Annotated in this window: 24 protein-coding genes; 11 read left to right on the plus strand and 13 right to left on the minus strand. The window is 67.5% G+C overall.

Features of this window, described 5'->3' with window-relative positions; genetic code table 11:
- Nucleotides 1-4 precede the first annotated feature (4 nt).
- Nucleotides 5-805 (minus strand): ABC transporter permease, encoded by an 801-nt coding sequence (locus AB0M24_RS19485; protein WP_363769116.1) that lies wholly within the window; start codon nt 803-805, stop codon nt 5-7.
- Nucleotides 802-1,755, minus strand: a complete 954-nt coding sequence (locus tag AB0M24_RS19490; protein ID WP_363769119.1) for an ATP-binding cassette domain-containing protein — start codon at nt 1,753-1,755, stop codon at nt 802-804. Before AB0M24_RS19490 ends, AB0M24_RS19485 begins: the two co-directional genes overlap by 4 nt.
- A 97-nt stretch (nt 1,756-1,852) precedes the next feature.
- Between AB0M24_RS19490 and AB0M24_RS19495 the strand changes: the two genes are divergently transcribed.
- The 3 genes from AB0M24_RS19495 (at nt 1,853) to cpt (ending at nt 4,598) form a co-directional block, all read left to right on the plus strand.
- A complete protein-coding gene (locus tag AB0M24_RS19495; RefSeq protein WP_363769122.1) occupies nt 1,853-3,172 on the plus strand; it encodes an NAD(P)-binding domain-containing protein in 1,320 nt (439 codons plus the stop codon).
- A 10-nt stretch (nt 3,173-3,182) separates the two neighbouring features.
- Nucleotides 3,183-3,785 carry an ATP-binding protein gene (locus tag AB0M24_RS19500; protein WP_363769125.1) on the plus strand — a complete coding sequence of 201 codons (603 nt, stop codon included), beginning with the start codon at nt 3,183-3,185 and terminating at the stop codon, nt 3,783-3,785.
- A 246-nt stretch (nt 3,786-4,031) separates the two neighbouring features.
- A complete protein-coding gene (gene cpt / locus AB0M24_RS19505) occupies nt 4,032-4,598 on the plus strand; it encodes a chloramphenicol phosphotransferase CPT (RefSeq protein ID WP_363769128.1) in 567 nt (188 codons plus the stop codon).
- Here the strand turns inward: cpt and AB0M24_RS19510 are convergent.
- From AB0M24_RS19510 to AB0M24_RS19535, 6 genes are all read right to left on the minus strand, one after another.
- Nucleotides 4,573-5,394 (minus strand): radical SAM protein, encoded by an 822-nt coding sequence (locus tag AB0M24_RS19510; RefSeq protein ID WP_363769131.1) that lies wholly within the window; start codon nt 5,392-5,394, stop codon nt 4,573-4,575. The two genes, cpt and AB0M24_RS19510, sit on opposite strands and share 26 nt — an antisense overlap.
- Before the next feature lie 223 nt (nt 5,395-5,617).
- The gene (locus tag AB0M24_RS19515; RefSeq protein WP_363769134.1) at nt 5,618-5,986 is read right to left on the minus strand and encodes a heavy metal-responsive transcriptional regulator; all 369 of its coding nucleotides are present in this window, start codon (nt 5,984-5,986) and stop codon (nt 5,618-5,620) included.
- Between the two features lie 35 nt (nt 5,987-6,021).
- Nucleotides 6,022-6,603, minus strand: a complete 582-nt coding sequence (locus AB0M24_RS19520; protein WP_363769137.1) for a class I SAM-dependent methyltransferase — start codon at nt 6,601-6,603, stop codon at nt 6,022-6,024.
- Between the two features lie 65 nt (nt 6,604-6,668).
- On the minus strand, nt 6,669-8,171 hold the full coding sequence (locus AB0M24_RS19525; RefSeq protein ID WP_363769140.1) for an aldehyde dehydrogenase (NADP(+)): 1,503 nt from the start codon (nt 8,169-8,171) through the stop codon (nt 6,669-6,671).
- On the minus strand, nt 8,168-8,995 hold the full coding sequence (locus tag AB0M24_RS19530; RefSeq protein WP_363769143.1) for an NAD(P)-dependent oxidoreductase: 828 nt from the start codon (nt 8,993-8,995) through the stop codon (nt 8,168-8,170). Before AB0M24_RS19530 ends, AB0M24_RS19525 begins: the two co-directional genes overlap by 4 nt.
- Nucleotides 8,996-9,039: 44 nt before the next feature.
- On the minus strand, nt 9,040-9,828 hold the full coding sequence (locus tag AB0M24_RS19535) for an IclR family transcriptional regulator (RefSeq protein ID WP_363769146.1): 789 nt from the start codon (nt 9,826-9,828) through the stop codon (nt 9,040-9,042).
- A gap of 237 nt (nt 9,829-10,065) precedes the next feature.
- On the opposite strand from AB0M24_RS19535, the gene AB0M24_RS19540 reads away from it, so the two are divergent.
- From AB0M24_RS19540 to AB0M24_RS19575, 8 genes are all read left to right on the plus strand, one after another.
- Nucleotides 10,066-11,268, plus strand: coding sequence for a sugar ABC transporter substrate-binding protein (locus AB0M24_RS19540; protein ID WP_363769149.1), 1,203 nt, complete (start codon nt 10,066-10,068; stop codon nt 11,266-11,268).
- A gap of 128 nt (nt 11,269-11,396) precedes the next feature.
- Nucleotides 11,397-12,236, plus strand: a complete 840-nt coding sequence (locus AB0M24_RS19545) for a sugar ABC transporter permease (protein ID WP_363769152.1) — start codon at nt 11,397-11,399, stop codon at nt 12,234-12,236.
- Complete coding sequence (locus tag AB0M24_RS19550) at nt 12,233-13,114, plus strand: carbohydrate ABC transporter permease (protein ID WP_363769154.1); 882 nt, start codon at nt 12,233-12,235, stop codon at nt 13,112-13,114. The genes AB0M24_RS19545 and AB0M24_RS19550 overlap by 4 nt, the downstream gene beginning before the upstream one ends.
- A gap of 9 nt (nt 13,115-13,123) precedes the next feature.
- Nucleotides 13,124-14,026: a 5-dehydro-4-deoxyglucarate dehydratase gene (locus AB0M24_RS19555; RefSeq protein WP_363769157.1), complete on the plus strand. Its 903-nt coding sequence runs from the start codon at nt 13,124-13,126 to the stop codon at nt 14,024-14,026.
- Complete coding sequence (locus tag AB0M24_RS19560) at nt 14,023-15,282, plus strand: glucarate dehydratase family protein (RefSeq protein ID WP_363769160.1); 1,260 nt, start codon at nt 14,023-14,025, stop codon at nt 15,280-15,282. Before AB0M24_RS19555 ends, AB0M24_RS19560 begins: the two co-directional genes overlap by 4 nt.
- Complete coding sequence (locus AB0M24_RS19565; protein WP_363769163.1) at nt 15,279-16,406, plus strand: hypothetical protein; 1,128 nt, start codon at nt 15,279-15,281, stop codon at nt 16,404-16,406. Before AB0M24_RS19560 ends, AB0M24_RS19565 begins: the two co-directional genes overlap by 4 nt.
- Before the next feature lie 245 nt (nt 16,407-16,651).
- Nucleotides 16,652-16,942: a hypothetical protein gene (locus AB0M24_RS19570; RefSeq protein ID WP_363769166.1), complete on the plus strand. Its 291-nt coding sequence runs from the start codon at nt 16,652-16,654 to the stop codon at nt 16,940-16,942.
- Between the two features lie 94 nt (nt 16,943-17,036).
- Entirely contained in the window at nt 17,037-17,555 is a 519-nt protein-coding gene (locus tag AB0M24_RS19575; RefSeq protein ID WP_363769169.1) for a hypothetical protein, read from the plus strand.
- A gap of 66 nt (nt 17,556-17,621) precedes the next feature.
- On the opposite strand, the gene AB0M24_RS19580 is transcribed toward AB0M24_RS19575, so the two are convergent.
- The 5 genes from AB0M24_RS19580 to AB0M24_RS19600 all read right to left on the minus strand — a co-directional run bounded on the left by AB0M24_RS19580 (nt 17,622) and on the right by AB0M24_RS19600 (nt 23,275).
- A complete protein-coding gene (locus AB0M24_RS19580) occupies nt 17,622-17,975 on the minus strand; it encodes a glyoxalase (RefSeq protein ID WP_363769172.1) in 354 nt (117 codons plus the stop codon).
- Between the two features lie 219 nt (nt 17,976-18,194).
- Nucleotides 18,195-19,850, minus strand: coding sequence for a fumarate hydratase (locus AB0M24_RS19585; protein WP_363769329.1), 1,656 nt, complete (start codon nt 19,848-19,850; stop codon nt 18,195-18,197).
- Between the two features lie 271 nt (nt 19,851-20,121).
- The gene (locus tag AB0M24_RS19590; RefSeq protein WP_363769175.1) at nt 20,122-21,111 is read right to left on the minus strand and encodes a sigma-70 family RNA polymerase sigma factor; all 990 of its coding nucleotides are present in this window, start codon (nt 21,109-21,111) and stop codon (nt 20,122-20,124) included.
- A gap of 269 nt (nt 21,112-21,380) precedes the next feature.
- On the minus strand, nt 21,381-21,806 hold the full coding sequence (dtd, locus tag AB0M24_RS19595) for a D-aminoacyl-tRNA deacylase (protein ID WP_363769178.1): 426 nt from the start codon (nt 21,804-21,806) through the stop codon (nt 21,381-21,383).
- Nucleotides 21,803-23,275, minus strand: coding sequence for a methyltransferase (locus tag AB0M24_RS19600; protein ID WP_363769181.1), 1,473 nt, complete (start codon nt 23,273-23,275; stop codon nt 21,803-21,805). The genes dtd and AB0M24_RS19600 overlap by 4 nt, the downstream gene beginning before the upstream one ends.

Genomic DNA, 23,275 nt, shown 5'->3' on the forward strand with positions numbered 1-23,275 from the left:
CCGCTCAGCGGGCCACGGCGCGTTTGTACTGGTGGTTGGCCAGCGGAACGAAGATCAGCAGGAAGATCACCACCCAGCCGAGCGACGCGAGCACCGGGTGCTGCAGCGGCCACACGTCCGGCGGAGGCGACAGGGGAGAGGTGTTGCCGAACAGTTCGCGGGTCGCCTGCGTGACCGCGGAGACCGGGTTCCACTCCGCGAAGTGGCGCAGCACGGTCGGCAGCTTGTCCGACTGCACGAACGTGTTCGCGATGTAGCTGAGCGGGAAGATGAAGATGAAGCTGGCGTTGTTGAACACCTCGGGACTGCGGACCAGCAGCCCCACCCACGCCATCGCCCACGAGAAGGCGTAGGCGAAGAGCAACAGCAGTCCGACTCCCGCCAGAGCCTCCAGCGGTGACGAGTGGATGCGCCAGCCGACGACGAGACCGCTGAGCATCATGATGACGACGACCAGAGCGTTGTTGACGAGGTCGGACGTCGTGCGCCCGACCAGCACCGCGGACCGTGCCATCGGCAGCGAGCGGAACCGGTCGATGATGCCCTTGGTGATGTCCTCCGCGAGGCCGCCGCCCGTGATCGTGGCGCCGAACAGGACCGTCTGCGCGAAGATGCCCGCCATCAGGAACTCGCGGTAGTCCATGCCGGGGATCTCGATCGAGCCGCCGAACACGTAGGCGAACAGCAGCACGAACATGATCGGCATGATCGTCGCGAACACCAGCAGGTCCGGCACGCGCTTGATCTTGATGAGGTTGCGCTTGGCGACGACCCCGCCGTCGGCGAGTGCCTGCAGCAGCTTCATTTCTCCTCGCTTTCGGCATGGTGGCCGGTCAGGGTCAGGAACACGTCGTCGAGCGTCGGCCTGCGCAGGCCGACGTCGAGGACCTTCACCGATTCGCCGTCCAGCCGCCTGATCGCCTCCATCAGCACCACAGACCCTCCCGTGACCGGCACGGTGAGGTGGTGCTGGCGTTCGTCGGCCTCCATCGGGCCGACGGCGAGGTCCGCGAGGGTCGACCTGGCCGTGTCGAGCTCCTGCGTGGTCGCGACGGAGAGCTCGAGACGTTCGCCGCCGACCTGGTCCTTCAGCTGGTCCGCGGTGCCTTCGGCGATCACCTTGCCCCGGTCGATCACGGCGATCTGGTCGGCCAGGCGGTCGGCCTCCTCCAGGTACTGGGTGGTGAGCAGGACGGTCGTGCCGCCTTGGACCAGCTCCTCGATGACGTCCCACATGCCGAGGCGAGATCGCGGGTCGAGGCCGGTGGTGGGTTCGTCGAGGAACAGGACCTTGGGTTTCGCGACGAGCGCGCCGGCGAGGTCGAGCCGCCTGCGCATGCCGCCGGAGTAGCCCTTCACCGGGCGGTCGGCGGCGTCCTCGAGGTCGAACCTGCTGAGCAGCTCACGTGCTCGCTCGCGGCTTTTCGCACGTCCGAGGTGGTAGAGGCGGCCGACCATGTCGAGGTTCTCGAACCCGGTGAGGTTGTCGTCGACGGCCGCGTACTGACCGGACAGCCCGATGCGTTCGCGCAGCTCGTTCGCCTGCTTGCGGATGTCGAGCCCCGCGACTGTCGCACTGCCCTCGTCGGCGTCGAGCAGGGTGGTGAACACCCGCACGGCCGTCGTCTTGCCGGCGCCGTTGGGCCCGAGCAGGCCGGTGATGGTGCCCTCCTCGACTCGCAGGTCCAGGCCGTTGAGGGCGACGACCGACCCGTAGCGTTTGACCAGGCCTTCGGCCACGATCGCGTCTGTCATGCCCGCATCATGAACCTCGGGTCTGACAATTTCGTCCGATTTGCGGTCGCCGGATCGGGATTGACATGCGGTTTGAACGTGAAAATACTTCAGAGCCATGGACCGCGTGTGCGTCATCGGGGCAGGCTCTTCCGGCATCGCCGCATGTCAGGTGCTCAGTGCGCGCGGCATCGAGTACGACTGCTACGAGACCGGGTCGGAGATCGGCGGCAACTGGCGCTACCTCAACGACAACGGCATGTCCTCCGCCTATCGCTCGCTCCACATCAACACCTCGCGGCAGATGATGGAGTTCAAGTCGTTCCCGATGTCGTCTTCTTTGCCGGCCTACCCCTCGCACTTCCAGATCGCGGAGTACTTCGACGACTTCGTGAAGCACCACGGATTCCGCGACCGCATCCGATTCCGGACCGAGGTCGTGTCGGTTTCCGTCGCTTCCGGTGGTTATTCGGTCACCACGCGCGATCGCGACACGGGTGCCACGGCTACCGTTTCGTACCGTTCGGTCATCGTCGCTTCCGGCCATCACTGGTCGCCGCGACTTCCGGAACCCGCGTTTCCCGGATCGTTCTCCGGGGAGGAGCTGCACGCGCACTTCTACAAGACGCCGGAACGTTTCGCGGACAAGAAGGTGCTGGTTCTCGGCATCGGCAATTCCGCGTGCGACATCGCCGTCGAGTCGTCCCGGGTCTCTTCCCGGACTTTTCTGGCCATGCGTCGCGGCGCGCACATCATGCCCAAGTACCTGTTCGGGATGCCGACCGATCACCTCACGACCTCGCCGCTCGCCCGGTTCGCGCCCGCTTGGCTGCAGGCGCTGTCACTTCGGGCGATGCTGCGGCTGGCTCGCGGAAAGCTGTCGGCTTACGGGCTTCCTGAACCGTCGCACGGGATTCTGGCCGCGCACCCGACGGTGTCCGACGACCTGCTCACGCGGCTCGGGCACGGCGACATCACGGTGAAGCCGAACATCACGCGGCTGGACGGGTCTTCGGTGGTTTTCTCCGATGGCAGCCGTGAGGACGTCGACGTCATCGTCTACTGCACCGGCTACAAGGTCGACTTCCCGTTCCTCGACGCTTCTTCGTTCCCGGCGGTGTCCTCCCAGGACAACGAGGTGTCGCTCTACCGGCGGGTCGTGGACCCCGCGCATCCCGGGCTGTACTTCCTCGGGTTGATCCAGCCTCTCGGGGCGATCATGCCGCTGGCCGAGGCGCAGGCCGAGTGGATCGCCGATCTGCTGTCCGGTCGCGGCGTGTTGCCTCCGGTGCCGGAGATGAAGGCGGAGATCACCTCGTACCGGGAGTCGCTGCGGAGCCGGTACGTGAAGTCGAAGCGGCACACGCTGGAGGTCGACTTCCTCGGCTACCTGCGGGAACTCGACGAGGAACGCCGGGCCGGCGCCGCGCGTCGCTAGTGTCGGTCGGGTGCTGATCTGGATCAACGGGCCGTTCGGTGGTGGGAAGACCGCGGCCGCCTTCGAACTCCACCGGCGGCTGGCCGGCAGCGTCGTGTCCGATCCCGAACACCTCGGATTCGGGCTGAACCGGATGATGCCGCCCGCCTTGCGCGGTGACTTCCAGGACCTGCCGGCTTGGCGACGCGGTGTGCGCGAGGTGCTCGACCTGGCTTCGCGCGGACACGACGGACCGGTCATCGTCCCCATGACGCTGGTCGACTCCGGCTACTTCGCGGACATCGTCGGCGGTCTGCGCGGTTCCGGACACGTTGTGCACCACTTCGCGCTGATGGCCGAGCCCATCACCGTGCTGAGGCGGCTGCACAACCGCGGCTTCTGGCCCGGGCTGAAACGCGAGCGGTGGGCCGTCGGCCGGATCGACGACTGCCTGACGCGGTTGAGCTCGCCCGCTTTCGCCACGCACATCGCCACCGACCATCTGACCGTCGCCCAGGTCGCCGACACGATCGCCCGGTCGGCCGGGCTGTTGCTCACGCCGAACGTTGACGGCCCGGTTCGCGCCCACCTGCGTCGGTACGCCACCACGCTGCGCCACCTCCGAGCCGACTGACCACACCCGCCCAACTGATATATCGCCGCGCCTCGGCCTCCCTGCGCCTGCCATTGCAATGAGTCTTTTGACTTCGTCCGCAAACGTTTTTTGCATCCGGGGTGGCGGCGGAACCGATATATCAGTTGGGGTGGGGCTGTGAGCTGTGGCTTAGCAATGGGTCTTTTGACGACGTCGTCAAAAGACCCATTGCTAGGGGTGGAAATTGATCGTGGGGGCTGGGTGGGGCTGGGTACGGTCGCGGGCGTGGTGGATGTTCAGGTGATCGTTCTCAACGGTGGGTCGAGCTCCGGCAAGTCGGGGATCGCGCGGTGTCTGCAGGCCGTGCTGGCGGACAGGTCTGCTGGGGCGTGGCTGGCGATCGGGGTCGACACGTTGATCGACGTGATGCCACCGCGGTTGCGGCTCGGGGCCGAGGGGATCGGGTTCGCGGACGACGGGGAGGTCACCGTCGGGGCCGAGTTCCGGGTGCTCGAGGACGCGTGGATGGAGGGGGTAGCGGCGATGGTCCGTGCTGGGGCACGGGTGATCGTGGACGACGTGTTCCTCGGCGGGGTCGAGTCGCGTCGGCGGTGGGAGAAGGCCTTGCGGGGGCTTGAGGTGGTGTGGGTCGGGGTCCGGTGTGACGCCGAGGTCGCGGCCGGCCGGGAGCTCGCGCGCGGAGACCGGGTGGCCGGGATGGCGGCGGTGCAGGCCGAGCTGGTGCACCGGGGGATGAGCTACGACGTCGAGGTCGACACCGGGCGCAGCGAGGCGATCGAGTGCGCCGAGGTCATCGCGGAGAACGTCAAGGGCGTGGGGGATCGTCGTTAGGGGCGCACGAGCCGCCGCCTTGGGGCCAGCAGGAGGGGCCGGCGGTCATGGGGGAAGCGACCGTCACGGTCGACAGGATCGTTTCAAGATCCGTATCCAATATGTTGCCCAGCGAGATCCAGCGGGCGAACACGCACGGCCAGACCTCGCCGGACGGTGAGATCGCGACGGCGCCGTGGCCGCAGCGGCCGCACAGCTGGTCAGGCGAAGGTGAAGGCGAAGCGTTTGCGCCTCGGCCGACGCCACGCAGGCGGTCGACGCCGACGGACGTGACGCCCTGCCGGGCAAGATCGTCACGGGCGGCATGTGTGCGCTGCTGGCCGATGAAGTCGGAAGAGCTGACATCGATGACACCGGCGCGCAGTGGGATGTCGCGGTTCAGCGCCTCGGCGATGTTGGCCCGAGTGCGCGCGTGGCTGCCGCGCCGGCCCGTGATGGCCTCGTGTTCGGCGGCGGTGTCGGAGTAGTAGCTCGTCGCCAGGCGCACTCCGGGACGGGAGAACGCGTCCCACAGGCGCGGGCCGATGTGGACGAGATTGCTGAAGACCTCGACTTCCAGACCGCGGGACAGAGCGCGGTCGACCAAAGCCGGTAAATCAGGATGCAATGTCGGTTCTCCGCCGATGAACTGAACCGACCGCGCGCCAATTGAGACGAGCTGGTCGATGACGCGGAACCAGTCGGATGTTCGAAGCGCGCCCTCGTCGCCGCGCGGGCCGGAGTCCGCGTAGCAGTGCGTGCAGCTCAGTTGACATTTGCCGGTGATCTCGAGCCATGCGAAACGCAGGTCGGTCATGTCCCGCTCCCCTGGACGTCGCCGTGCATATCCATCTTGCCCCGGCGAGTCGCGAATGGAGCTGTCGAATTCGTTTAAACATCAAGCTGCTGTTGCCTTGGTGACATGTGGCCGACACGAATCCGGCGGGCGCCTCGCCGGATTGGTATCAACTGACCAATCAATCGTCAGTCAGCGTCGGTCAGCAGCAGTCGCAACACGTGCAGCAGTCGTCCACTCCCGATCACCTCCCCTCTGGCGGGCACAACGGTGAACAGTCGGTCCCGACCATGTCCACCAGGTCCGAACGGAGTCGCGCGAGCCGTTCCATCTCGGCGTCGATCTCGGCGATGTGCCGGTGCAGCAGCTGCTCGGCCGGTTCGCACGGGCACTCACCGGTGTCGCGGACCTCGAGCAACGACGAGATCTCGCGCAACGTCAGGCCGAGGCGCTGGCAGTCGCGGATGAACAGGATCCGGTCCGCGGCCGACGACGGGTACTGCCGGTACCCCGACGACGTGCGCGGCGGCGGCGCGAGCAGGCCCGCGCGCTCGTAGTACCTGACCGTGTCGGGCCGGACCCCGGCCTGCCGTGCGAGCTCGGCGACTCTCATGCACCCAACGCTAAACCTGTGAGTGCACTCCAAAGTCAAGCGCGCGTCATCACGAAGCAGGCGTAGCCGCTGCCGACGGCCGGGTCGTCCAGCCGTTCGACGTCGAAAGAAGCCCCGAACAGCCGCTGCTCAGCACCCACGGCGAGACCCGGGAACCGGCCGCCACGACGCTTCCACCACGGGATCTCGTCGTAGAAGCACCACATCACGAACACGGAACTCGGATGCGACAACCGATGCACCGTCGCCGCCATCGCGTCCACAGCAGGCCCGCGCATGTCGTCCAGAACGCTGTAGTCGACGAGCAGGTCGAACGTTCCGGAGACACCGGGAATCGAAGAAGCCGTCAGATCGCCGGCCACCCAGGACACGGCCAACGACGGAGGCGTCGCGCGCCGCGCCTTCTCCAGCCCGACGGGGGAGTAGTCCACGCCCGTCACGTCGAATCCGTGCGCCGCGAGGAAGATCGAGTTCGCCCCGCTGCCGCACCCGAGATCGATCGCGCGGCCGGGAGGAATCCGTCCGGACGTCACCAGCCGCGCCAGCTCGGACCGCGGCCCGACCTCCCACGGCGCCCAGGTCCGGTACATGAAGTCGTAAGCGCGGCGTCCGACCATCTCGTGGCCTCCCAACGAAAACGGGGCCACTGACGTTACGTCAGCAGCCCCGCCAGCAAAACCGATCAGTCCACCACGAGCACGCCGTCCACTCGACGCGGAATGCCCAGCGGGTTCGCGTCCTGCAGCTCGGCAGGAAGCAGAGCGTCCGGCCACGACTGGTACGTCACCGGCGCGATCCACCGGCGGATCGACGTCGCACCAACGGAAGTGTGCAGCGGGTTCGTCGTCGACGGCCACGGCCCGCCGTGGTGCTGACCCCACGCCACCGCGACCCCGGTCGGCCACGCGTTGAAGATCAACCGGCCCGCGACGTGCCGCAGGATCTCCGCGATCTCACCGGCCTCCGCGTGGTCCGACTCGGCCGCGTGCACAGTGCCGGTCAGCGTGCCGGGCAGCTTGGCCAGCACGGAGTGCAGCTCGGACGGCGACGAGTACGTCACGACCAATGCCGCCGGACCGAAGTGCTCCTCGGTCAGCTTCTCGAGGTTCTCCTCGAACACCTTCACCGACGTCGAGAACAGCAGCGGCGCAACGGCCCACGCCTCGTCCGGCCGGACACCGGTGGACACCACCGAGGCGAGGTCCGACGCGGCCAAAGCGTCCGTGCCCGCCTTGTAGGAGTCGCACATCCGCTCGTTCAGCATCGCGCCACCGGAAGCGGCCGCGACGGCCTCACCCAGCGCGGGAACCAGCTCCGCCGGCGCGAACACCAGACCGGGGTTCGTGCAGAACTGCCCGACACCCATCGTCAACGACTGAGCGAAACCACCAGCGATGTCCGGGGTCGCCGCACCCGGCAGGATCACCGTCGGGTTCACGCTGCCGAGCTCGCCGTAGAACGGGATCGGGTCCGGCCTGCCCTGGGCGAGGTCGAACAGCGCACGCCCGCCACCGGTCGACCCGGTGAAGCCGACCGCGCGCACCGCCGGGTGCTTCACCAGCGCGACACCGGACTCGGTGCCGTACACGATGCCGAAGACACCCTCGGGCGCACCGGCCGAACGCAACGCGTCCACAACAACCCGTGCGGTCTCACGAGAAGTCGACGGATGCGCCGAATGTGCCTTCACCACAACGGAACAGCCGGACGCGAGAGCGGACGCCGTGTCACCACCGGCGACCGAGAACGCGAACGGGAAGTTCGACGCGGAGAACACCGCGACCGTCCCAAGAGGACGCAACACGCGCCGCAGCACGGGCCGTGGCGGAATGATGTCCGGGTTCGCCGAGTCCAAAGTGGCCTCGACGTAACTGCCTTCCCGCAACACCTCCGCGAACAACCGCAGCTGGTTCGTCGTGCGCTTCAGCTCGGTCGTCAGCCGCGGCACGCCCAGCGCCGTCTCGCCGTCGGCCGTCTCGACGAGCAACGACGACTCGGCGTCCAGCGCGTCCGCGACCTTCTCCAGCACGACAGCGCGATCCGCCGCCGGAACCACCGACCATGCCGAGAACGCGGTGGCCGCCGCCGAGGCGATCCGGTCCACCTCGCTGTCGGCGGTCTTCGCAACGGGCTCGCCGAACGGCTCACCGGTGCGCGGGTTGTATCCCTGCACGACGTGGCTCAACGCCCTGCCTCCTTGACTGCCGTGTCGAAATCGGGACCGCACCAGGCCCCGCCCACGTACTTCGCCGCGTACGACGAGGGATCGAGCTCGCCGCCGTGCTGCGACAGCACGTCGGCGGCGTACACCTCGGAGTCGTCCTGCGGCTCGTAACCCAGCGCGCGGGCCTCGTCCAGCGAGAACCAGCCGCGCTTGTTGTCCGAAACGCCCCACACGATCCGGAAACCCGGCGACGCGACGGAAAGGCACGCCTCGAACAGGCGCGCGCCGTCGTCCGGCGACATCCACGTCGACAGCATCCGCACGTCGCGCGGCTTCTCGAAGCACGAGCCGATGCGGACCGCGATCACGTCCATGCCGTAGCGGTCGGCGTACAGCGACCCCAACGCCTCCAGCGCCACCTTGGACACACCGTAGTAGGTGTCCGGACGCGGGAAGACGTAGTCACCCGCCTCGCCGTTGGCCCGCTCGACGTACCCCACCGCGTGGTTCGAGCTCGCCAGGACCACGCGGCGAACTCCGGCGCGACGGGCGGCTTCGAGCAGCGTGTGCGTGCCGTCGATGTTGACGGAGAGAATCTTGTCCCACGGCTCTTCCAGGCTGTGGCCGCCGAGGTGGATCACGGCGTCGACGTCCTTCATCGCCGCCTCCATCGCGGCCATGTCGGTCACCGAGGCCTGGACGATCTCGACGTTCTCGCCGTCAGCGGCCGCGGGTAGCTCCGCGATGTCCAGCAGCCGCAGGACTCGGCCGTCCGCGGCAAGGCGAGAACGCATGAGCGTTCCCACCCCGCCACCGGCTCCGGTGATCAGGATGCGTGCGGTCACGGGATGGACCCCTCCGTCGTGTGCAGATGTTTCAGTAAACCTTTTCACCTACCGAACTGGCGGAGAAGCTCGGTGATCGTTCGGGCAGCGTCCAGCAGAGCGGCGACGACCTGCCGCTCGTGCTCGGGGTCCAGTCTGCCCAGTGGGACCGAGCAACTCATAGCGTCCAGAACGGGGTTCCTGTAGGGCAGGGCGACGGCGAAACAGCCCAGTCCAGGGGTGTTTTCCTCGCGTTCGTGCGCATAACCGACATTCCGGAAACCGGCGAGCTGCTCGTGCAACGCGGCCCGGTCGGTCACGGTGTTCGGGGTCAGCGGCGCGAGCTCGTCGGGAAGGATCAGGTCGACCTCCTCCGGCGTGCGCGTCGAGAGCACGGCCTTGCCCAGCGACGTCGAGTGCGCGGGCAGCCGGCGGCCGACGCGGGAGACGACGCGCAGGTGGTGCTCGGACTCGCGGCTCGCCAGGTAGACGACGTCCGCGCCGTCCAAACGGGCGAGGTGGACCGTCTCGTTGATGTCCTGCCGCACCTGCTCCATCACGCGGATCGCGGCGCGGACCACGGGGTCGTGGTCCAAGTAGGACGTACCGACGAGCAGAGCGCGCACGCCGATGCCGTACGTGCCGCGGTCCGAGTCGACCTCCACCCAGCCGCGTGCGACCAGCGTCTGCAGCAGCATGTAGAGGCTCGACTTGGGGTAGCTGAGCTCGCGATGGAGCTCCGTGAGCGTCAGCCTGCGATCCGACGCGGACAGCACTTCGAGCAGCTCAACGGTGCGGTCAGCGGACTTGACCGCACCTGGACGAGCAGTGCCCTTGTCGATCGGCGACGCCACATGGCCTCCTCGAAACCTGGAAGCAACACGCCCTTGACACGTTGCTGTGCTGATTCTTACAGTCCTGCACCAGGTTCACAAGTACGACCCCGGTTCACATACGTGAAAGCGAAGGGCCCGACGATGCGCCGTAGAACTGCCGCGACAATTGCCGCGTTAAGCGCGGTCACATTGCTTGCAGGTTGTGGAAGTTCGAACACGCCCACGTCGACCAAAGACCCGAACAAGCCCCTCGAGGTGTGGACCCGCTCGACGGAGGCAACGGCGAAGGTCTACGAGAAGATCTTCAAGTCGTTCACGGACAAGACCGGCGTGCAGGTCGACTACAAGCCGATCTTCAACGACTTCGACAAGCAGGTGCAGCAGCGCGCCGCGTCGAAGGACCTGCCCGACGTCGTCATCACCGACACCGGCTCGCTCGGCAACTTCGTCAAGCAGGGCTGGACGACCGAGATCAAGCGCGAGGACATCGCGGGCGGCGGCGACATCGTCGACCGGGCCTGGAACAACGGCAAGGGCGCGGACGACAAGTACTACGCCATCCCGTACTCCACGCAGGCGATGGTCACGCTGATCCGCAAGGACTGGCGCGAGAAGCTCGGCAAGCCGGTCCCGACGACGTGGGAAGAGCTCGACGACCTGGCCCGCGCGTTCACCAAGAACGACCCGGACGGCAACGGGCAGAACGACACCTACGGCATGCTCGTCCCCGGCACCGTCGACCGCGGCTACCTCGCGTGGTGGGCGTCCAGCTACATCTGGCAGGGCGGCGGCGACATCCTCGAGCAGGAAGGCGCCGGCAAGTTCTCCGTCGGCATCGACTCGCCCGAGTCGACCAAGGCGATCGAACGGCTGCGCAAGCTCTTCTGCGAAGACAAGGTCATGCAGCCGGGCTCGCTGACGTTGAGCACGAACGACGCGCACCCGCTGTTCGAGTCCGGCAAGAGCGGCATCTACCTGACCGGCCCGTACATGATCGGCCGCTTCGACAAGTCGGTCGGCAAGGACAAGTACGAGGTCATCGCGTCGCCGCGCGGCCCGGCCGGTGCCACGGTCCTGGGCGAGGGCGAGGACATCTACCTGATGGCCGGCTCCGCGAAGACCGGCGACCAGAAGAAGCTCGCCGAGTACCTGATCACGCCCGAGGCGCAGCAGGCCGGCATGAAGGGCGACCCGCAGCCGGTGGTCCGCCTTCCCGTCAACAAGAACGTCGACGTCAACGCGACGTACAAGGACCCGCGGTGGGCGACCGTGGCGGGTGTGTACGCCAGCGAGGCGCGGCCGTTCCCCAGCGTTCCGAACTTCACGCCCTTCCGGCAGAAGACCTCGGAGACCCTGAACTCGATCTTCGCCAAGTGCCCCGCCGACTCGTCGGCTGAGCTCAAGACGCTGGCGGAGGCGCTGAAGAAGGAACTCGACAACCAGAAGGCGTCGCAGTGACGGCAGTTCAGTCACTCGGCGACACCCGAGACGTGGGCTCGACGGCTAGTGGCGGCGGTGCCGTCGAAACCCACCCCGTGAGGCGGCGCCGCCGGCGCCGCCTCACGGGAGCCACCTTCGTACCGTGGTTGTTCCTGCTCCCCGCCGCGCTGATCTTCCTGGTCTTCAAGTTCATCCCGATGGCGGAAGGGATCCGGCTCTCGCTGTTCGAGGTCCGGCCCTTCCTCGGGGACATCTTCGTCGGCTTCAAGAACTACGCCACGATCCTGCAGGACGAGAAGTTCCTGACGGCGTCGTGGCACACGCTGGTCCTGGCCGGTGGGCAGACGCTCGGAGCGATGCTCATCGGCTTTTTCCTGGCACTGCTGCTGGAAGGCCACGCCAAGTCGCTGTGGTTCGTCCGGTCCGCGGTGTTCCTGCCGGTGGTCGCCGCCACCGCCGTCATCGGTGAGATCTGGCGGCTGTTCTTCTACCCGGCGCCGGAAGGCTTCCTGAACGAGCTCATCTCGTGGGTCGGCCTCGGCCCCTGGGAGTACATCAGCAGCACGGACACGTCGCTGGTGTCGGTCATGTTCGTCGGCATCTGGAAGCACGCGCCGTACGACATGGTGCTGATCCTCGCCGGGCTCGCCGGCATCGACCGCCAGCAGTACGAGGCCGCCGCGATCGACGGAGCCTCGACGCCGCAACGGATCTGGAACGTCACGCTGCCGGCGTTGCGTCCCGTCATCACGATTCTGCTGACGCTGGCGGCGATTCGCGGCCTGCGCGTGTTCACCGAGGTCTACGTCCTGACCGGTGGCGGCCCCGCCGGGTCGACGGATGTCTGGATGACCCGCGTCTACACAACGGCGTTCGAGCAGTCCGAGGCTGGTCTCGCCTCGGCTGGTTCTGTGTTGTTGTTCCTGGTTACCTTGATTTTGACGGTCAGCGTGCAGTGGTACCGCCGCAAGAGGGAGGCGCGATGAGCAGCATCAACTCCAGCCGCTTCGACAGCGCCATCGGCTGGTCCACCCGCTCGGACGCGTGGGTGTCCAAGGGCATCAGGGTTCTTTTGAGCGCCCTCGCTGTAATCCTTTTCTGCGGCCCGCTGCTGGTCATCTTCTCCGGCGCGTTCGACCACAACCCGGACCCGACCAAGCTGTCGGTGATCCCCGAGAACCCGTCGCTGATCAACTTCCAGGTGGCGGGCGAGAACAAGATCTGGCACTACCTGGCGAACTCGCTGTTCATCGCCGGCGGTGCCTTGCTGTTGCAGCTGGCGGTGAGCGTGTTCGCCGCCTACGCGTTGGCGCGCAAGAAGTTCCGCGGTCAGGCCATCGCGTTGTTGGTCATCCTTGCCACGATGATGTTGCCGGAGGAGGTCATCGCGATCCCGCTGTCGCTGGTGATCGGAGACCTACCGCTGGTGCACGTGAGTCTCAAGGGCACCCTGCTCGGCGTCATCCTCCCCTTGGGGGCGTGGGGTTTCTCCATCTTCGTCATGACGGAGTTCATGAGGGAGATCCCCGCCGAACTGGAGGAAGCGGCCAAAGTGGACGGTGCCGGGGAGCTGCGTCTCTTCGCGCAGATCATCCTCCCGCTGTGCAGGCCCGCGCTCGGCGTCATCGCCGTGTTCGGCTTCAACATGATTTGGGAGCAGTACCTGCTCCCCCTGATCGTCGCCGCTGACCCCTCCGATTACACGCTCACGGTCGCACTTCTCGCGCTCAGATCCGACGATCAGGTCGGGACGGGCATCGTGCTGGCCGGAGCGTTGCTGGCGCTGGTACCGAGCTTGGTCGTGTACCTGTCGCTGCAGAAGTCCTTCCTGCGTGGGATCACCACCGGAGCGATCAAGGGATGAGTGTCTGGTATGCAACTCGATGGTGTGCTGTTCTTTCCGGTGACCCCGTTCGACACCGAGGGGAACATCGCGTTCGACGTGCTGGCTGAGCACGTCAAGCACGGTGTCTCCGCCGGCCCGGGCGCGGTGTTCGTCGCCTGCGGCACCGGCGAGTTCCACGCGTTGGGGCTGGAGGAGTTCGAGCGCGCGGTGTCGGTGGCGGTCGAGGCGACCGCGGGCAAGGTGCCGGTGTTCGCCGGCGCGGGCGGCTCGGTCGTGGCGACCAAGCAGTTCGTGCAGGCCGCGGAACGTGCCGGCGCGCAGGGAATTCTGCTGCTGCCGCCGTACCTGGTGACCAACCCGGCGGCTGGACTCGTCCGGTACGTGAAGGAGGTCGCGGGCGTCACCGAGCTGCCGATCATCGTGTACCAGCGCAACAACGCGCGGTTCACGCCGGAGACCGCCGTCGAGGTCGCGCAGATCCCGAACGTGGTGGGCTTCAAGGACGGCATCGGCGACCTCGACCAGATGCAGCGGATCGTGCTGTCGGTGCGTGCCAACGTTGACAAGCCTTTCCAGTTCTTCAACGGCCTGCCGACGGCGGAGATGACGCAGCTCGCGTACCGGGGGATCGGCGTCGAGCTGTACTCGTCCGCGGTGTTCTGCTTCGCGCCGGAGATCTCGCTGGGCTTCTACAACGCCGTGCAGGCGGGCGACACCGAGCTGGTGAACCGCTTTCTGTTCGAGTTCTACAAGCCGCTGGTCGAGCTGCGCGACAAGGTTCCCGGCTATGCCGTTGCCCTGGTGAAGGCCGCGGTGCGCGCGAACGGTCTCGACGTCGGTGGTGTGCGGCCGCCGCTGATCGATCCTTCCGACGAGCACCTGGCTGCCCTGGACAAGATCATTGCCGCTGGTAAGGCGCTGTTGGCATGAAGATCACCGAGATCGTTCTGACACCGATCGCGTTTCGGGACCCGCCGCTGTTGAACGCGGCCGGCGTGCACGAGCCGTGGGCGCTGCGCACGATCGTCGAGGTGCACACCGACGAAGGCATTTCGGGGCTGGGGGAGACCTACGGCGACCTCGGGCACATCGAGCGCTCGCGGTCCGTTGTGGACTCTCTGATCGGCCTCGATGTCTTCGCTCTCAACGAGATGCACGCGCGGGTCGCCGCGTTGTTGGGCGGCAAGGCTGCTCCGGACAAGCACGGGCTGACCGGGAAGATCACCGCGGAGAGCGCGGTCGACCGGGTGTACTCGCCGTTCGAGGTCGCGTGCCTGGACATCCAGGGCAAGGCTCTCGGGCGTCCGGTGCACGACCTGCTGGGCGGCGCTGTTCGTTCTTCGGTGCCGTACTCCGCCTACCTGTTCTACAAGTGGGACGGGCACCCCGGCGCGGAGCCCGACGAGTGGGGCGAGGCGATCGACCCCGCCGGGATCGTGGCGCAGGCGTCGAAGATGATCTCGGAGTACGGGTTCGGGTCGATCAAGCTCAAGGGCGGCGTCTTCCCGCCGGAGCAGGAGATCGAGGCGATCCGGGCGTTGCGCGAGGCGTTCCCGCACCACCCGCTGCGGCTCGACCCGAACGCGGCGTGGTCCGTCGCGACGTCGCTGAAGGTCGCGGCCGAGCTCGACGGCGTGCTGGAGTACCTGGAGGACCCGACGCCGGAGATCTCCGGGATGGCGGAGGTCGCCGCCAAGGCGCCGATGCCGTTGGCCACCAACATGTGCGTGGTCGCGTTCGAGCACCTGAAGCCGTCGGTGGAGCAGGACGCGGTGCAGGTGCTGCTGTCCGATCACCACTACTGGGGTGGGCTGCAGCGGTCGCGTCAGCTGGGCATGATCTGCCAGACGTTCGGGATCGGGCTGTCGATGCACTCGAACTCGCACCTCGGTATCTCCCTGGCCGCCATGACTCATCTGGCCGCTGCCACGCCGAACCTGAACTACGCGTGCGACACGCACTACCCGTGGAACCGCGCCGACGAGGTGGTGGAGCCGGGCGTGCTGTCCTTTGTGGATGGTGCGGTGCCGGTGCCGGTGACTCCTGGACTCGGTGTGTCGCTGGACCGGGACGCGTTGGCGCGCATGGCGGAGAACTACCTCCATTGCGGGATCACGGCTCGTGACGACACGGGCTACATGCAGAAGTTCGACCCCAGCTACGAGAGGAAGCGTCCCCGGTGGTGAAGTCGGTTGTCCACGCTTATCCGTGGGACCTGATCGGGGATCCCGATGCCGTCGCGCGGTACCAGGGGCTCGGGGTGGACGCGATCGCCCTTGCCGCGTCGTACCACACGGTGCGGGCGGCGACTCCTCTGCACCCGTCGCATCGTCTCGTCGACGCCCGGCACGCGGCTTTCTACCTGCCGGTGCGTTCGTCCAACTACGGCCGGCTCGTGCCTGCTGAACCGTCCTGGGTGGACGGTTCGGACTCGTTCGGCGCGGCGGCTGCTTTGGTTCGTGCGGCTGGGCTTCCGGTTTACGCGTGGACTGTTCTGACGCACAACTCGCGGCTGGGTGACCTGCACCCGGACGTGACGGTGGTGAACGCGTTCGGGGATCGGTACCCGTACGCGTTGTGCACCGCGCAGCCCGACGTCGTGGAGTACACGTCGGTGCTGGTGTCCGAGGTGCTGGAGCTCGGTGCGCCGGACGGGATCATCCTTGAGGCCGCGGGGCCGCTGGGGTTCTTCCACGGCGGGCACCACGAGAAGACCGATGGCACCGACTGGAACGCGGTGCAGCAGAAGCTGTTGTCGCTGTGCTTCTGCTCCGCGTGCACCGCCCTGTACGCCGACCCGGATGCCCTGCGTGAAGCGGTCCGGGCCGGGGTTGATCGCGGTGCGTCCAGCGTTGAGGAAGCGCTGGGCGCGCTCGCGGAGGATGTTCGTGCCGTGCGCACGGGTGTTGTTCGGTCGTTGCGGTCCCGGCTGGTTTCCGAGATTCGTGCCGCGTCGCCCTCTGTCCGGGTGGGAATGCACGTGACGGCGGACCCTTGGGGCACCGGGCCGTTCGCGACCGTCGCCGGTGGCTTGGATGCGGACATCGACGTGCTGACGACGATGTGCTGGCCTGGTCCCGAGGTCGCGGTGCCGGGTATCGAGGCGTTGCGCGCCGCTGCTCCGGACACGCGGATCGCCGCGTACGTGCTGGGGTTGCCGCCGAAGCCCGCGGACGGTGCCGCTCTGTCGAAGGAGTGGCTGGCTTACCTGGATGCCGGCGTGGAGGAGTTCCACCTCTACCACGGCGGATTGGCGTCGGCCGCTCGTCTGGAAGCACTGCGTGAGGCCGTGGCCGCCATAGCGCGGTAACTGTGAAGCGAAGTCCCTGCAACCCTTAGTGCTGGCGGTTCCGTCCTCTGAACATGAGGCACATAGGAACCGTAGTTGGCACTGGCGTCCTGCTGCTGGTGATCTCGGCCTGTGGCAGTGCGCAGAACGCGGGCACTGGGGCAGGTGGCGGTCCGACGTTGCCGACCGCCACCTCACCCTCTGAGTCTTCTCCTGGGGTGCCGCCAGGTATCGCGCCTGGAGAAGTACCGCCGGACGGCAAACCCGTGACAAAGCTGGACACCAACGCTTTGACACCGGAGTATCCGCGCACAGTCTGGACGGTCGGCGATGGCCGGACCGTCGGCGTCCTCGCCCAGGAAGGCGGGTGCGGGAAGGCCAGCGCGTCCGTGCTGGAGCAGTCGGCGTCCGCGGTGAAGATCGAGCTCGTCGAGACCACCCCGCTGACCAAGCAGATGTGCACGATGGACATCCGCTTCCCTCCGCTGACGGTGCAGCTCTCCGACCCCTTGGGTGAGCGCACGGTCGTGCTGACGTCGCGGCAGGAACAGAAGTAGACCCTTCCCCAACGGTGCCCGGCCGGCATCTGCCCCGTCGGCCGGGCATCTCCTTTCACCTGGCCCCTTGGCCCGGTTTGCAAGGATGGTGCGCATGAGACACGTCGTCGCTGCCGTTGCTCTGGCTGCCGCACTGGCCGGCTGCTCGTCGGGCACGCAGTCCAGCGCGCCCGGCTCCTCCTCGGGTTCGTCGAGCGGCGCGCCCACGACGGGCACGTCCGCGCCCGGATCCTCAGGTTCCACGGCGCCCCCGGTGCAGCCTCCGGTCTCGATCTCGGAGGAGAAGCCCGTCATCCCGCCCAACGTCACGCCGGTACCCAAGGACAAAGTCGACACGACATCGTTGTCAGACACCTACCGCGACGAGGCCTACGTCTTCGGCGACGGCCGCGACGTCGAGGTCTTCGGCGTCGGCGGCGGCTGCAAGGAAGCTCGCGCCGAGGTGTCGGGCCAGTCCGCCGACGTCGTCCAGATCACGCTGGTCACCATCACCAAGCAGCCTCCGGGCACGATGTGCACCCAGGAGGTCCGCCAGGTGCCGCTGACCGTCCGCCTGTCCGCGCCTTTGGGCAACCGCCGCCTGGTCCTGGAGTCCCGCGAAGAGACCGGCTGATATATCGCATATCGCCGATGCCGCTCAGGCGGCGCACCACATGCCCTCGCGTCCGCCGCCTGATCGCTAGCCCGCCAGGAACTCGGCCCGGTTCCCGGCTCCGTCGAACGTGTGGAACCTCCGCCGCCCCGGAATCTCCGCGGGATCGGCCCACACCACCGGGTGTCCCGCCGCCTCCACAGCTCCCGCGACCTCGTCGACGTCGACGACGAACGCCGGGTGAGCCTTGCGCGCGGGCCGGAAGTCCTCCTCGACCCCCACGTGCACCTCACCACCGCCGGGCACCTCGAACCAGCACCCGCCGCGCGCGGCGAGCAACGGCGGCTTGGGCAGTTCGACCCACCCGAGCACCCCTGTGTAGAACGCCCGCTGCTCGTCCTCCGCACCCGCCGGACACGCCACCTGCACGTGGTGAATCACCGCGACCCCCTAGCTCGCCCAACTAACAGGACAAGCGTACTGCTAGCCGTTCACTGATGTTATGTAAACCGCCCAAGCCGCTCACCTGCGCCTTAGCAATGACTCTTTGGACGACGTCGTCAAAAGACCTGTTGCAAAGGTCGGGAAGCACGACGGCCGGGCCAACTGATATGCGATATATCAGCGGGCCCGGCCGTGGTGGTGGCTACTGCTTGCAGATCAGCGGCGGAAGCTGATCTGCAGGGTCGGGGCGGAGGTCTCGGCGAAGAAGTCGTTGCCCTTGTCGTCGACGACGACGAAGGCGGGGAAGTCCTCGACCTCGATCTTCCAGACCGCCTCCATGCCGAGCTCGGGGTACTCGAGCACCTCGACCTTGCGGATGCAGTCCTGGGCGAGGCGGGCCGCCGGGCCGCCGATGGAACCCAGGTAGAAGCCGCCGTGCGACGAGCACGCGTCGGTGACCTGCTTGGAGCGGTTGCCCTTGGCGAGCATCACCAGCGAGCCGCCCGCCGCCTGGAACTGCTCGACGTAGGAGTCCATGCGGCCCGCGGTGGTCGGGCCGAACGAACCGGAGGCGTAGCCCTCGGGCGTCTTGGCCGGACCGGCGTAGTAGACCGGGTGGTCCTTGAGGTACTGCGGCATCTCCTCGCCGGCGTCGAGGCGTTCCTTGATCTTGGCGTGCGCGATGTCGCGGGCCACGACCAGTGGGCCGGTCAGCGAGACGCGGGTCTTCACCGGGAGCTGGGTGAGGACCTCGCGGATCTCCGCCATCGGGCGGGTGAGGTCGATGTGGACGACCTCGTCGGACAGGTCCTCGCCCTCGACCTCGGGCAGGAACTGGGCCGGGTCGCGCTCCAGCTGCTCCAGGAACACGCCCTCGGGCGTGATGCGGGCCTTGGCCTGGCGGTCGGCCGAGCACGAGACCGCGATGCCGACCGGCAAGGAGGCGCCGTGGCGGGGGAGGCGGATGACGCGCACGTCGTGGCAGAAGTACTTGCCGCCGAACTGGGCGCCGATGCCGAAGTTGCGGGTGAGCTCCAGGACCTGCTGTTCGAGGTCCTTGTCGCGGAACGCGTGGCCCGACGGCGAGCCCTCGGTGGGCAGGTTGTCGAGGTAGCGGGCCGACGCGAGCTTCGCGACCTTGAGGTTCTGCTCGGCCGACAGACCGCCGACGACGACCGCCAGGTGGTACGGCGGGCACGCGGCGGTGCCGAGCGAGCGCAGCTTCTCGTCGAGGAACGACGCGAGGCGCTTCGGGTTCAGAACCGCCTTGGTCTCCTGGTAGAGGAACGTCTTGTTCGCGCTGCCGCCGCCCTTGGCCATGAACAGGAACTCGTAGACGGGCTCCTGGCCGGGCTTGTGGAACACCTCGATCTGCGCGGGCAGGTTCGAGCCGGTGTTCTTCTCGTCCCAGAACGTTAGCGGAGCCATCTGCGAGTAGCGCAGGTTGAGCTCCTGGTAGGCCTCGAAGACGCCGCGGGCGAGGGCCTGCTCGTCGGCGCCGCCGGTCAGGACGGTCTCCGAGCGCTTGCCCATGATGATCGCCGTGCCGGTGTCCTGGCACATCGGCAGGACGCCGCCGGACGAGATGGCCGCGTTGCGCAGCAGGTCCATCGCGACGAAGCGGTCGTTGCCCGACGCCTCCGGGTCGTCGATGATCTTGCGCAGCTGGGCGAGGTGCGACGGGCGCAGCAGGTGCTGGATGTCGCGGATGGCTTCCTTCGCGAGCAGCGTCAGCGTCTCGGGGGCGATCTCGAGGAACTTGCGGTCACCGGCCTCGATCAGCTTCACCCCGTCGGAGGTGACGAGGCGGTACTCGGTCTCGGTGTCCTTCGCGAGAGGAAGGACGTCGGTGTACTCGAAAGTGGTGGGCACGGCGTACACAACTCCAACGGTGTGCAGTTCGGATCAGAAAACCGTACCGCCATCAACAGGACGTACCGGTGTGATCCCCGACCGGGTCGTTGTTCCGTGGCCCACAGCGCCTTCAAAACGCGGAAGGCCGGGGCGGCCCCCGGCCGTCCCGACCTTCCTTCGCGTGCGAAACCTGTCTCACGACCGGCGTCGCTTGGTCTGGTAACGCCCGACCGTGCCGTGAGTTGAGTCACAAGTCAATACTGCCGGACGAGTGACAGCCGAACTGTGACTACGAGGCGTAGGCGCGCAACTTCGCGGCGCGTTCGCCCTGGCGCAGCTTCGACATGACCTCGCGCTCGATCTGGCGCACCCGCTCCCGCGACAACCCGAACCGCTTGCCGATCTGGTCCAGCGTGCGGGGCTGGCCGTCCTCGAGGCCGTAGCGCAGCCGGATCACGGCCTGCTCGCGCGGTTCGAGGGTCGCCAGCACGCGGCGCAGGTCGTCCTGCAGCAGGCCGGAGATGACGGCGCTCTCGGCGTCGGTCGCGTCCGAGTCCTCGATGAAGTCACCGAGCGGAGCGTCCTCCTCCGTGCCGACCGGCATGTCGAGCGATACCGGGTCACGAGCGTGGTCGAGCAGGTCGGCGACCTTGTCGACGGACAGGCCCGACTCCTTCGCGAGCTCCTCGTTCGTCGCCTCGCGGCCGAGCGTCTGGTGCAGGTCGCGCTTGATCCGCGCGAGCTTGTTCACCTGCTCGACGAGGTGGACGGGGAGGCGGATGGTGCGGCCCTGGTCGGCCATGCCGCGGGTGATGGCCTGGCGGATCCACCACGTCGCGTAGGTCGAGAACTTGAAGCCCTTGGTGTAGTCGAACTTCTCGACCGCGCGGATGAGGCCCAGGTTGCCTTCCTGGATCAGGTCCAGCAGCGGCATGCCACGGCCGGTGTAGCGCTTGGCCAGCGACACGACGAGGCGCAGGTTCGCCTTGAGCAGGTGGTCCTTGGCGCGGCGGCCGTCGCGGACGAGCTCCCCCATCTCGTCGCGGCGGGTGGGCGTGAGGCGCTTGGCCGTCTCCAGGACGTGCTGCGCGAACACACCTGCCTCGATGCGCTTGGCGAGCTCCACCTCCTCCTCGGCGGTGAGCAGCGCGGTCTTGCCGATTCCGTTCAGGTAGACTCGAACCAGATCGGCTGCAGGCCCCTGCGCGTCGAGTTCGTGCTCGACGACGGTGGTGGTGTTCTCTCCGACTTCACGGTCGGAGATCCTCGTGACGGTCATGGATCTCCCTCCCCCTGCTGCGGGCAACGCTTCACTGTCGGTCAGGTCTGTCTCTCCTGACCAAACAGTCGCGCGTGGCGGTCAAGGCGGCGCGGCGCTGCGCCCTGGTGGCCGGTTGCGGCGGGCCCGCTCGGGATCCCATCGCTAGCTGGCTGATACCTGGGTAACGAACCCGATTCCGAATTCGTTCCCGACTTCCTGACTTGAAGACGTCACCGCTGTCACACGCGTTGCGCGAGTAATCTGAGGATTGGCTGAGAACCCTTTAGTCACACCTCTACGAGCACGGTGAACGGACCGTCGTTCACGCTCCGCACCTTCATCTCGGCCCTGAATCGTCCCGTTTCGACCCGCGCGCCCTTTTGGCGGAGTTCCTGCACGACGGCGTTCACCAAAGGTTCCGCGTGCTCGGGCCGCGCGGCCGCCGTCCAGGACGGGCGGCGGCCCTTGCGCGTGTCCCCGTAGAGCGTGAACTGGCTGACGACCAGCAGTGGAGCGCCCGTCGACTCACATGACTGCTCGTCGTCGAGGATGCGCAGCCCGTGCAGCTTCTGCGCCATTTTGCGGGCGTGCCCGTCCGTGTCGTCGTGGTGGACGCCGAGCAGCACCAGCAATCCGGGCTCGTTGATCGCGCCGACGATCTCTCCGGCGACTTCCACGCTCGCTTCTGTGACGCGCGCCACAACCGCTTTCACGCGGGAATCAACATTCCGTGCCGGATGAGATCACGAACGATCGGCAACGCGGCTTCTGCATCGATTTCTCCGTAAGCGAACTCGAGGAGTGCGAGCAGGTCCTCGAGCGGGAGCGCGCCGGTGCAGCCCGCGACGAGCTTCGCGGTCGCCTCGTCGACCTCGTGCTGCCAGCCCGGCCCGTCGGTGCGGTGCAGCCGGGCGACGACCTTGCGCCAGCCCTCGTCGCCGGGCTCGGACACCTCTTCGAGCAGCACGGTGTCGGCGACCCGGAACCGATGGCCCAGCAGGTCGGGATTCGCGCGGAGCCACGCGACGTTGTCGAGCCACCGTGCCGCCTCCGGGCCCAGCGGGTCGTCGTAGGCGTGGCGCAGGTCTTCACACACGACCTGGGAGTGCATCTCGTCGGTGCGCCGCAGCGTCACGTAGCCGAAGCCGACGCCCTGGACGTCGTTCTCCTCGAACCAGTCGAGCCACGCCGCGGCCTTCCGCCGGCCCTCGGGGCTGCGCGGGTCGACGCCCGCGTCCTTGAGCCACGTGCCCACGTACAGGGCGGGCTCGGCGATGTCGCGCTGCACGAACCAGGCGTCGATCCCGCCGCGCGGCAGCCAGCTCGAGACGCGCTCCTCCCAGTCCTCGCCCTTCTTGTGCACCCACGACGCGAGCAGCTGGCCGACGCCGCCCTCGTTCAGGAACGCGGGCAGCTGCCGGATGACCAGCGCCGACGCGTCGTCGCCGGCGAGCCCGGAGTCGCGGTATACAAAATCCACACGCGGCGGACCGACGACGAACGGTGGATTGCATACAACCTGGTCGAACCGCCGGTTGCGCACCGGGCCGAACCACTCGCCCTGCAGCGTCTCGACGTCGAGCTCGTTCATGCGAAACGTGCCCTGCGCGAGCCTCAGCGCGCGCTCGGACAGGTCGGTGGCGGTGATGCGCTCGGCGTGCTTGCTGGCGTGCAGGGCCTGGACGCCGCAGCCGGTGCCGAGGTCGAGCAGTGTGCCGACCGGCGTGCGCTTGGTGGCGCGGGCGAGGCTGATCGAGGCGTGGCCGACGCCGAGCACGTGGTCCTCGGGCACCGCTGTGCCGCGCAGGTCGGAGTCGAGGTCGGCGATGACCCACCAGTTGTCCTCGTACGGACGGACGTCGAGGCCGGCGGTCAGCTTGCTCGTCAGCACCTCGTTGGTGACGAGGTCGTCGACGTCCACTCCGGCGAGCGCCTTGCGGACGTCCTGTTCCGGCTCCTCGTCGCCGAGCAGGAACAGGCGGATCAGCGTGCCGAGCGTCCCGGCGTCCTTCGAGGCGCGGCGGGCGGGCTCGGGCTCGCCCCTGCCCAGCGCGGAGTGGGCCTGCGGGCCGAGCGCGTCGACGACGCCGTCCGCGGTGTAGCCCGCGTTCAGAAAGGCTTCGCGCAGTCGGGCGCAGAGATCAACGGAGAGATCGGGGTGCACGAGTGCAGATGTTTTCAC

The sequence above is a fragment of the Lentzea sp. NPDC051838 genome, assembly GCF_040681245.1.
In the GTDB taxonomy this organism is placed as follows: Bacteria; Actinomycetota; Actinomycetes; order Mycobacteriales; family Pseudonocardiaceae; genus Lentzea.

Excerpts from the sequence above, each read along its gene's own strand:
- AB0M24_RS19485 (WP_363769116.1), bottom strand. The coding sequence starts at position 805 with ATGAAGCTGCTGCAGGCACTCGCCGACGGCGGGGTCGTCGCCAAGCGC.
- AB0M24_RS19490 (WP_363769119.1), bottom strand. The coding sequence starts at position 1,755 with ATGACAGACGCGATCGTGGCCGAAGGCCTGGTCAAACGCTACGGGTCG.
- AB0M24_RS19495 (WP_363769122.1), top strand. The coding sequence starts at position 1,853 with ATGGACCGCGTGTGCGTCATCGGGGCAGGCTCTTCCGGCATCGCCGCA.
- AB0M24_RS19510 (WP_363769131.1), bottom strand. The coding sequence starts at position 5,394 with ATGACCGACCTGCGTTTCGCATGGCTCGAGATCACCGGCAAATGTCAA.
- AB0M24_RS19515 (WP_363769134.1), bottom strand. The coding sequence starts at position 5,986 with ATGAGAGTCGCCGAGCTCGCACGGCAGGCCGGGGTCCGGCCCGACACG.
- AB0M24_RS19520 (WP_363769137.1), bottom strand. The coding sequence starts at position 6,603 with ATGGTCGGACGCCGCGCTTACGACTTCATGTACCGGACCTGGGCGCCG.
- AB0M24_RS19550 (WP_363769154.1), top strand. The coding sequence starts at position 12,233 with ATGAGCAGCATCAACTCCAGCCGCTTCGACAGCGCCATCGGCTGGTCC.
- AB0M24_RS19555 (WP_363769157.1), top strand. The coding sequence starts at position 13,124 with ATGCAACTCGATGGTGTGCTGTTCTTTCCGGTGACCCCGTTCGACACC.
- AB0M24_RS19560 (WP_363769160.1), top strand. The coding sequence starts at position 14,023 with ATGAAGATCACCGAGATCGTTCTGACACCGATCGCGTTTCGGGACCCG.
- AB0M24_RS19575 (WP_363769169.1), top strand. The coding sequence starts at position 17,037 with ATGAGACACGTCGTCGCTGCCGTTGCTCTGGCTGCCGCACTGGCCGGC.
- AB0M24_RS19590 (WP_363769175.1), bottom strand. The coding sequence starts at position 21,111 with ATGACCGTCACGAGGATCTCCGACCGTGAAGTCGGAGAGAACACCACC.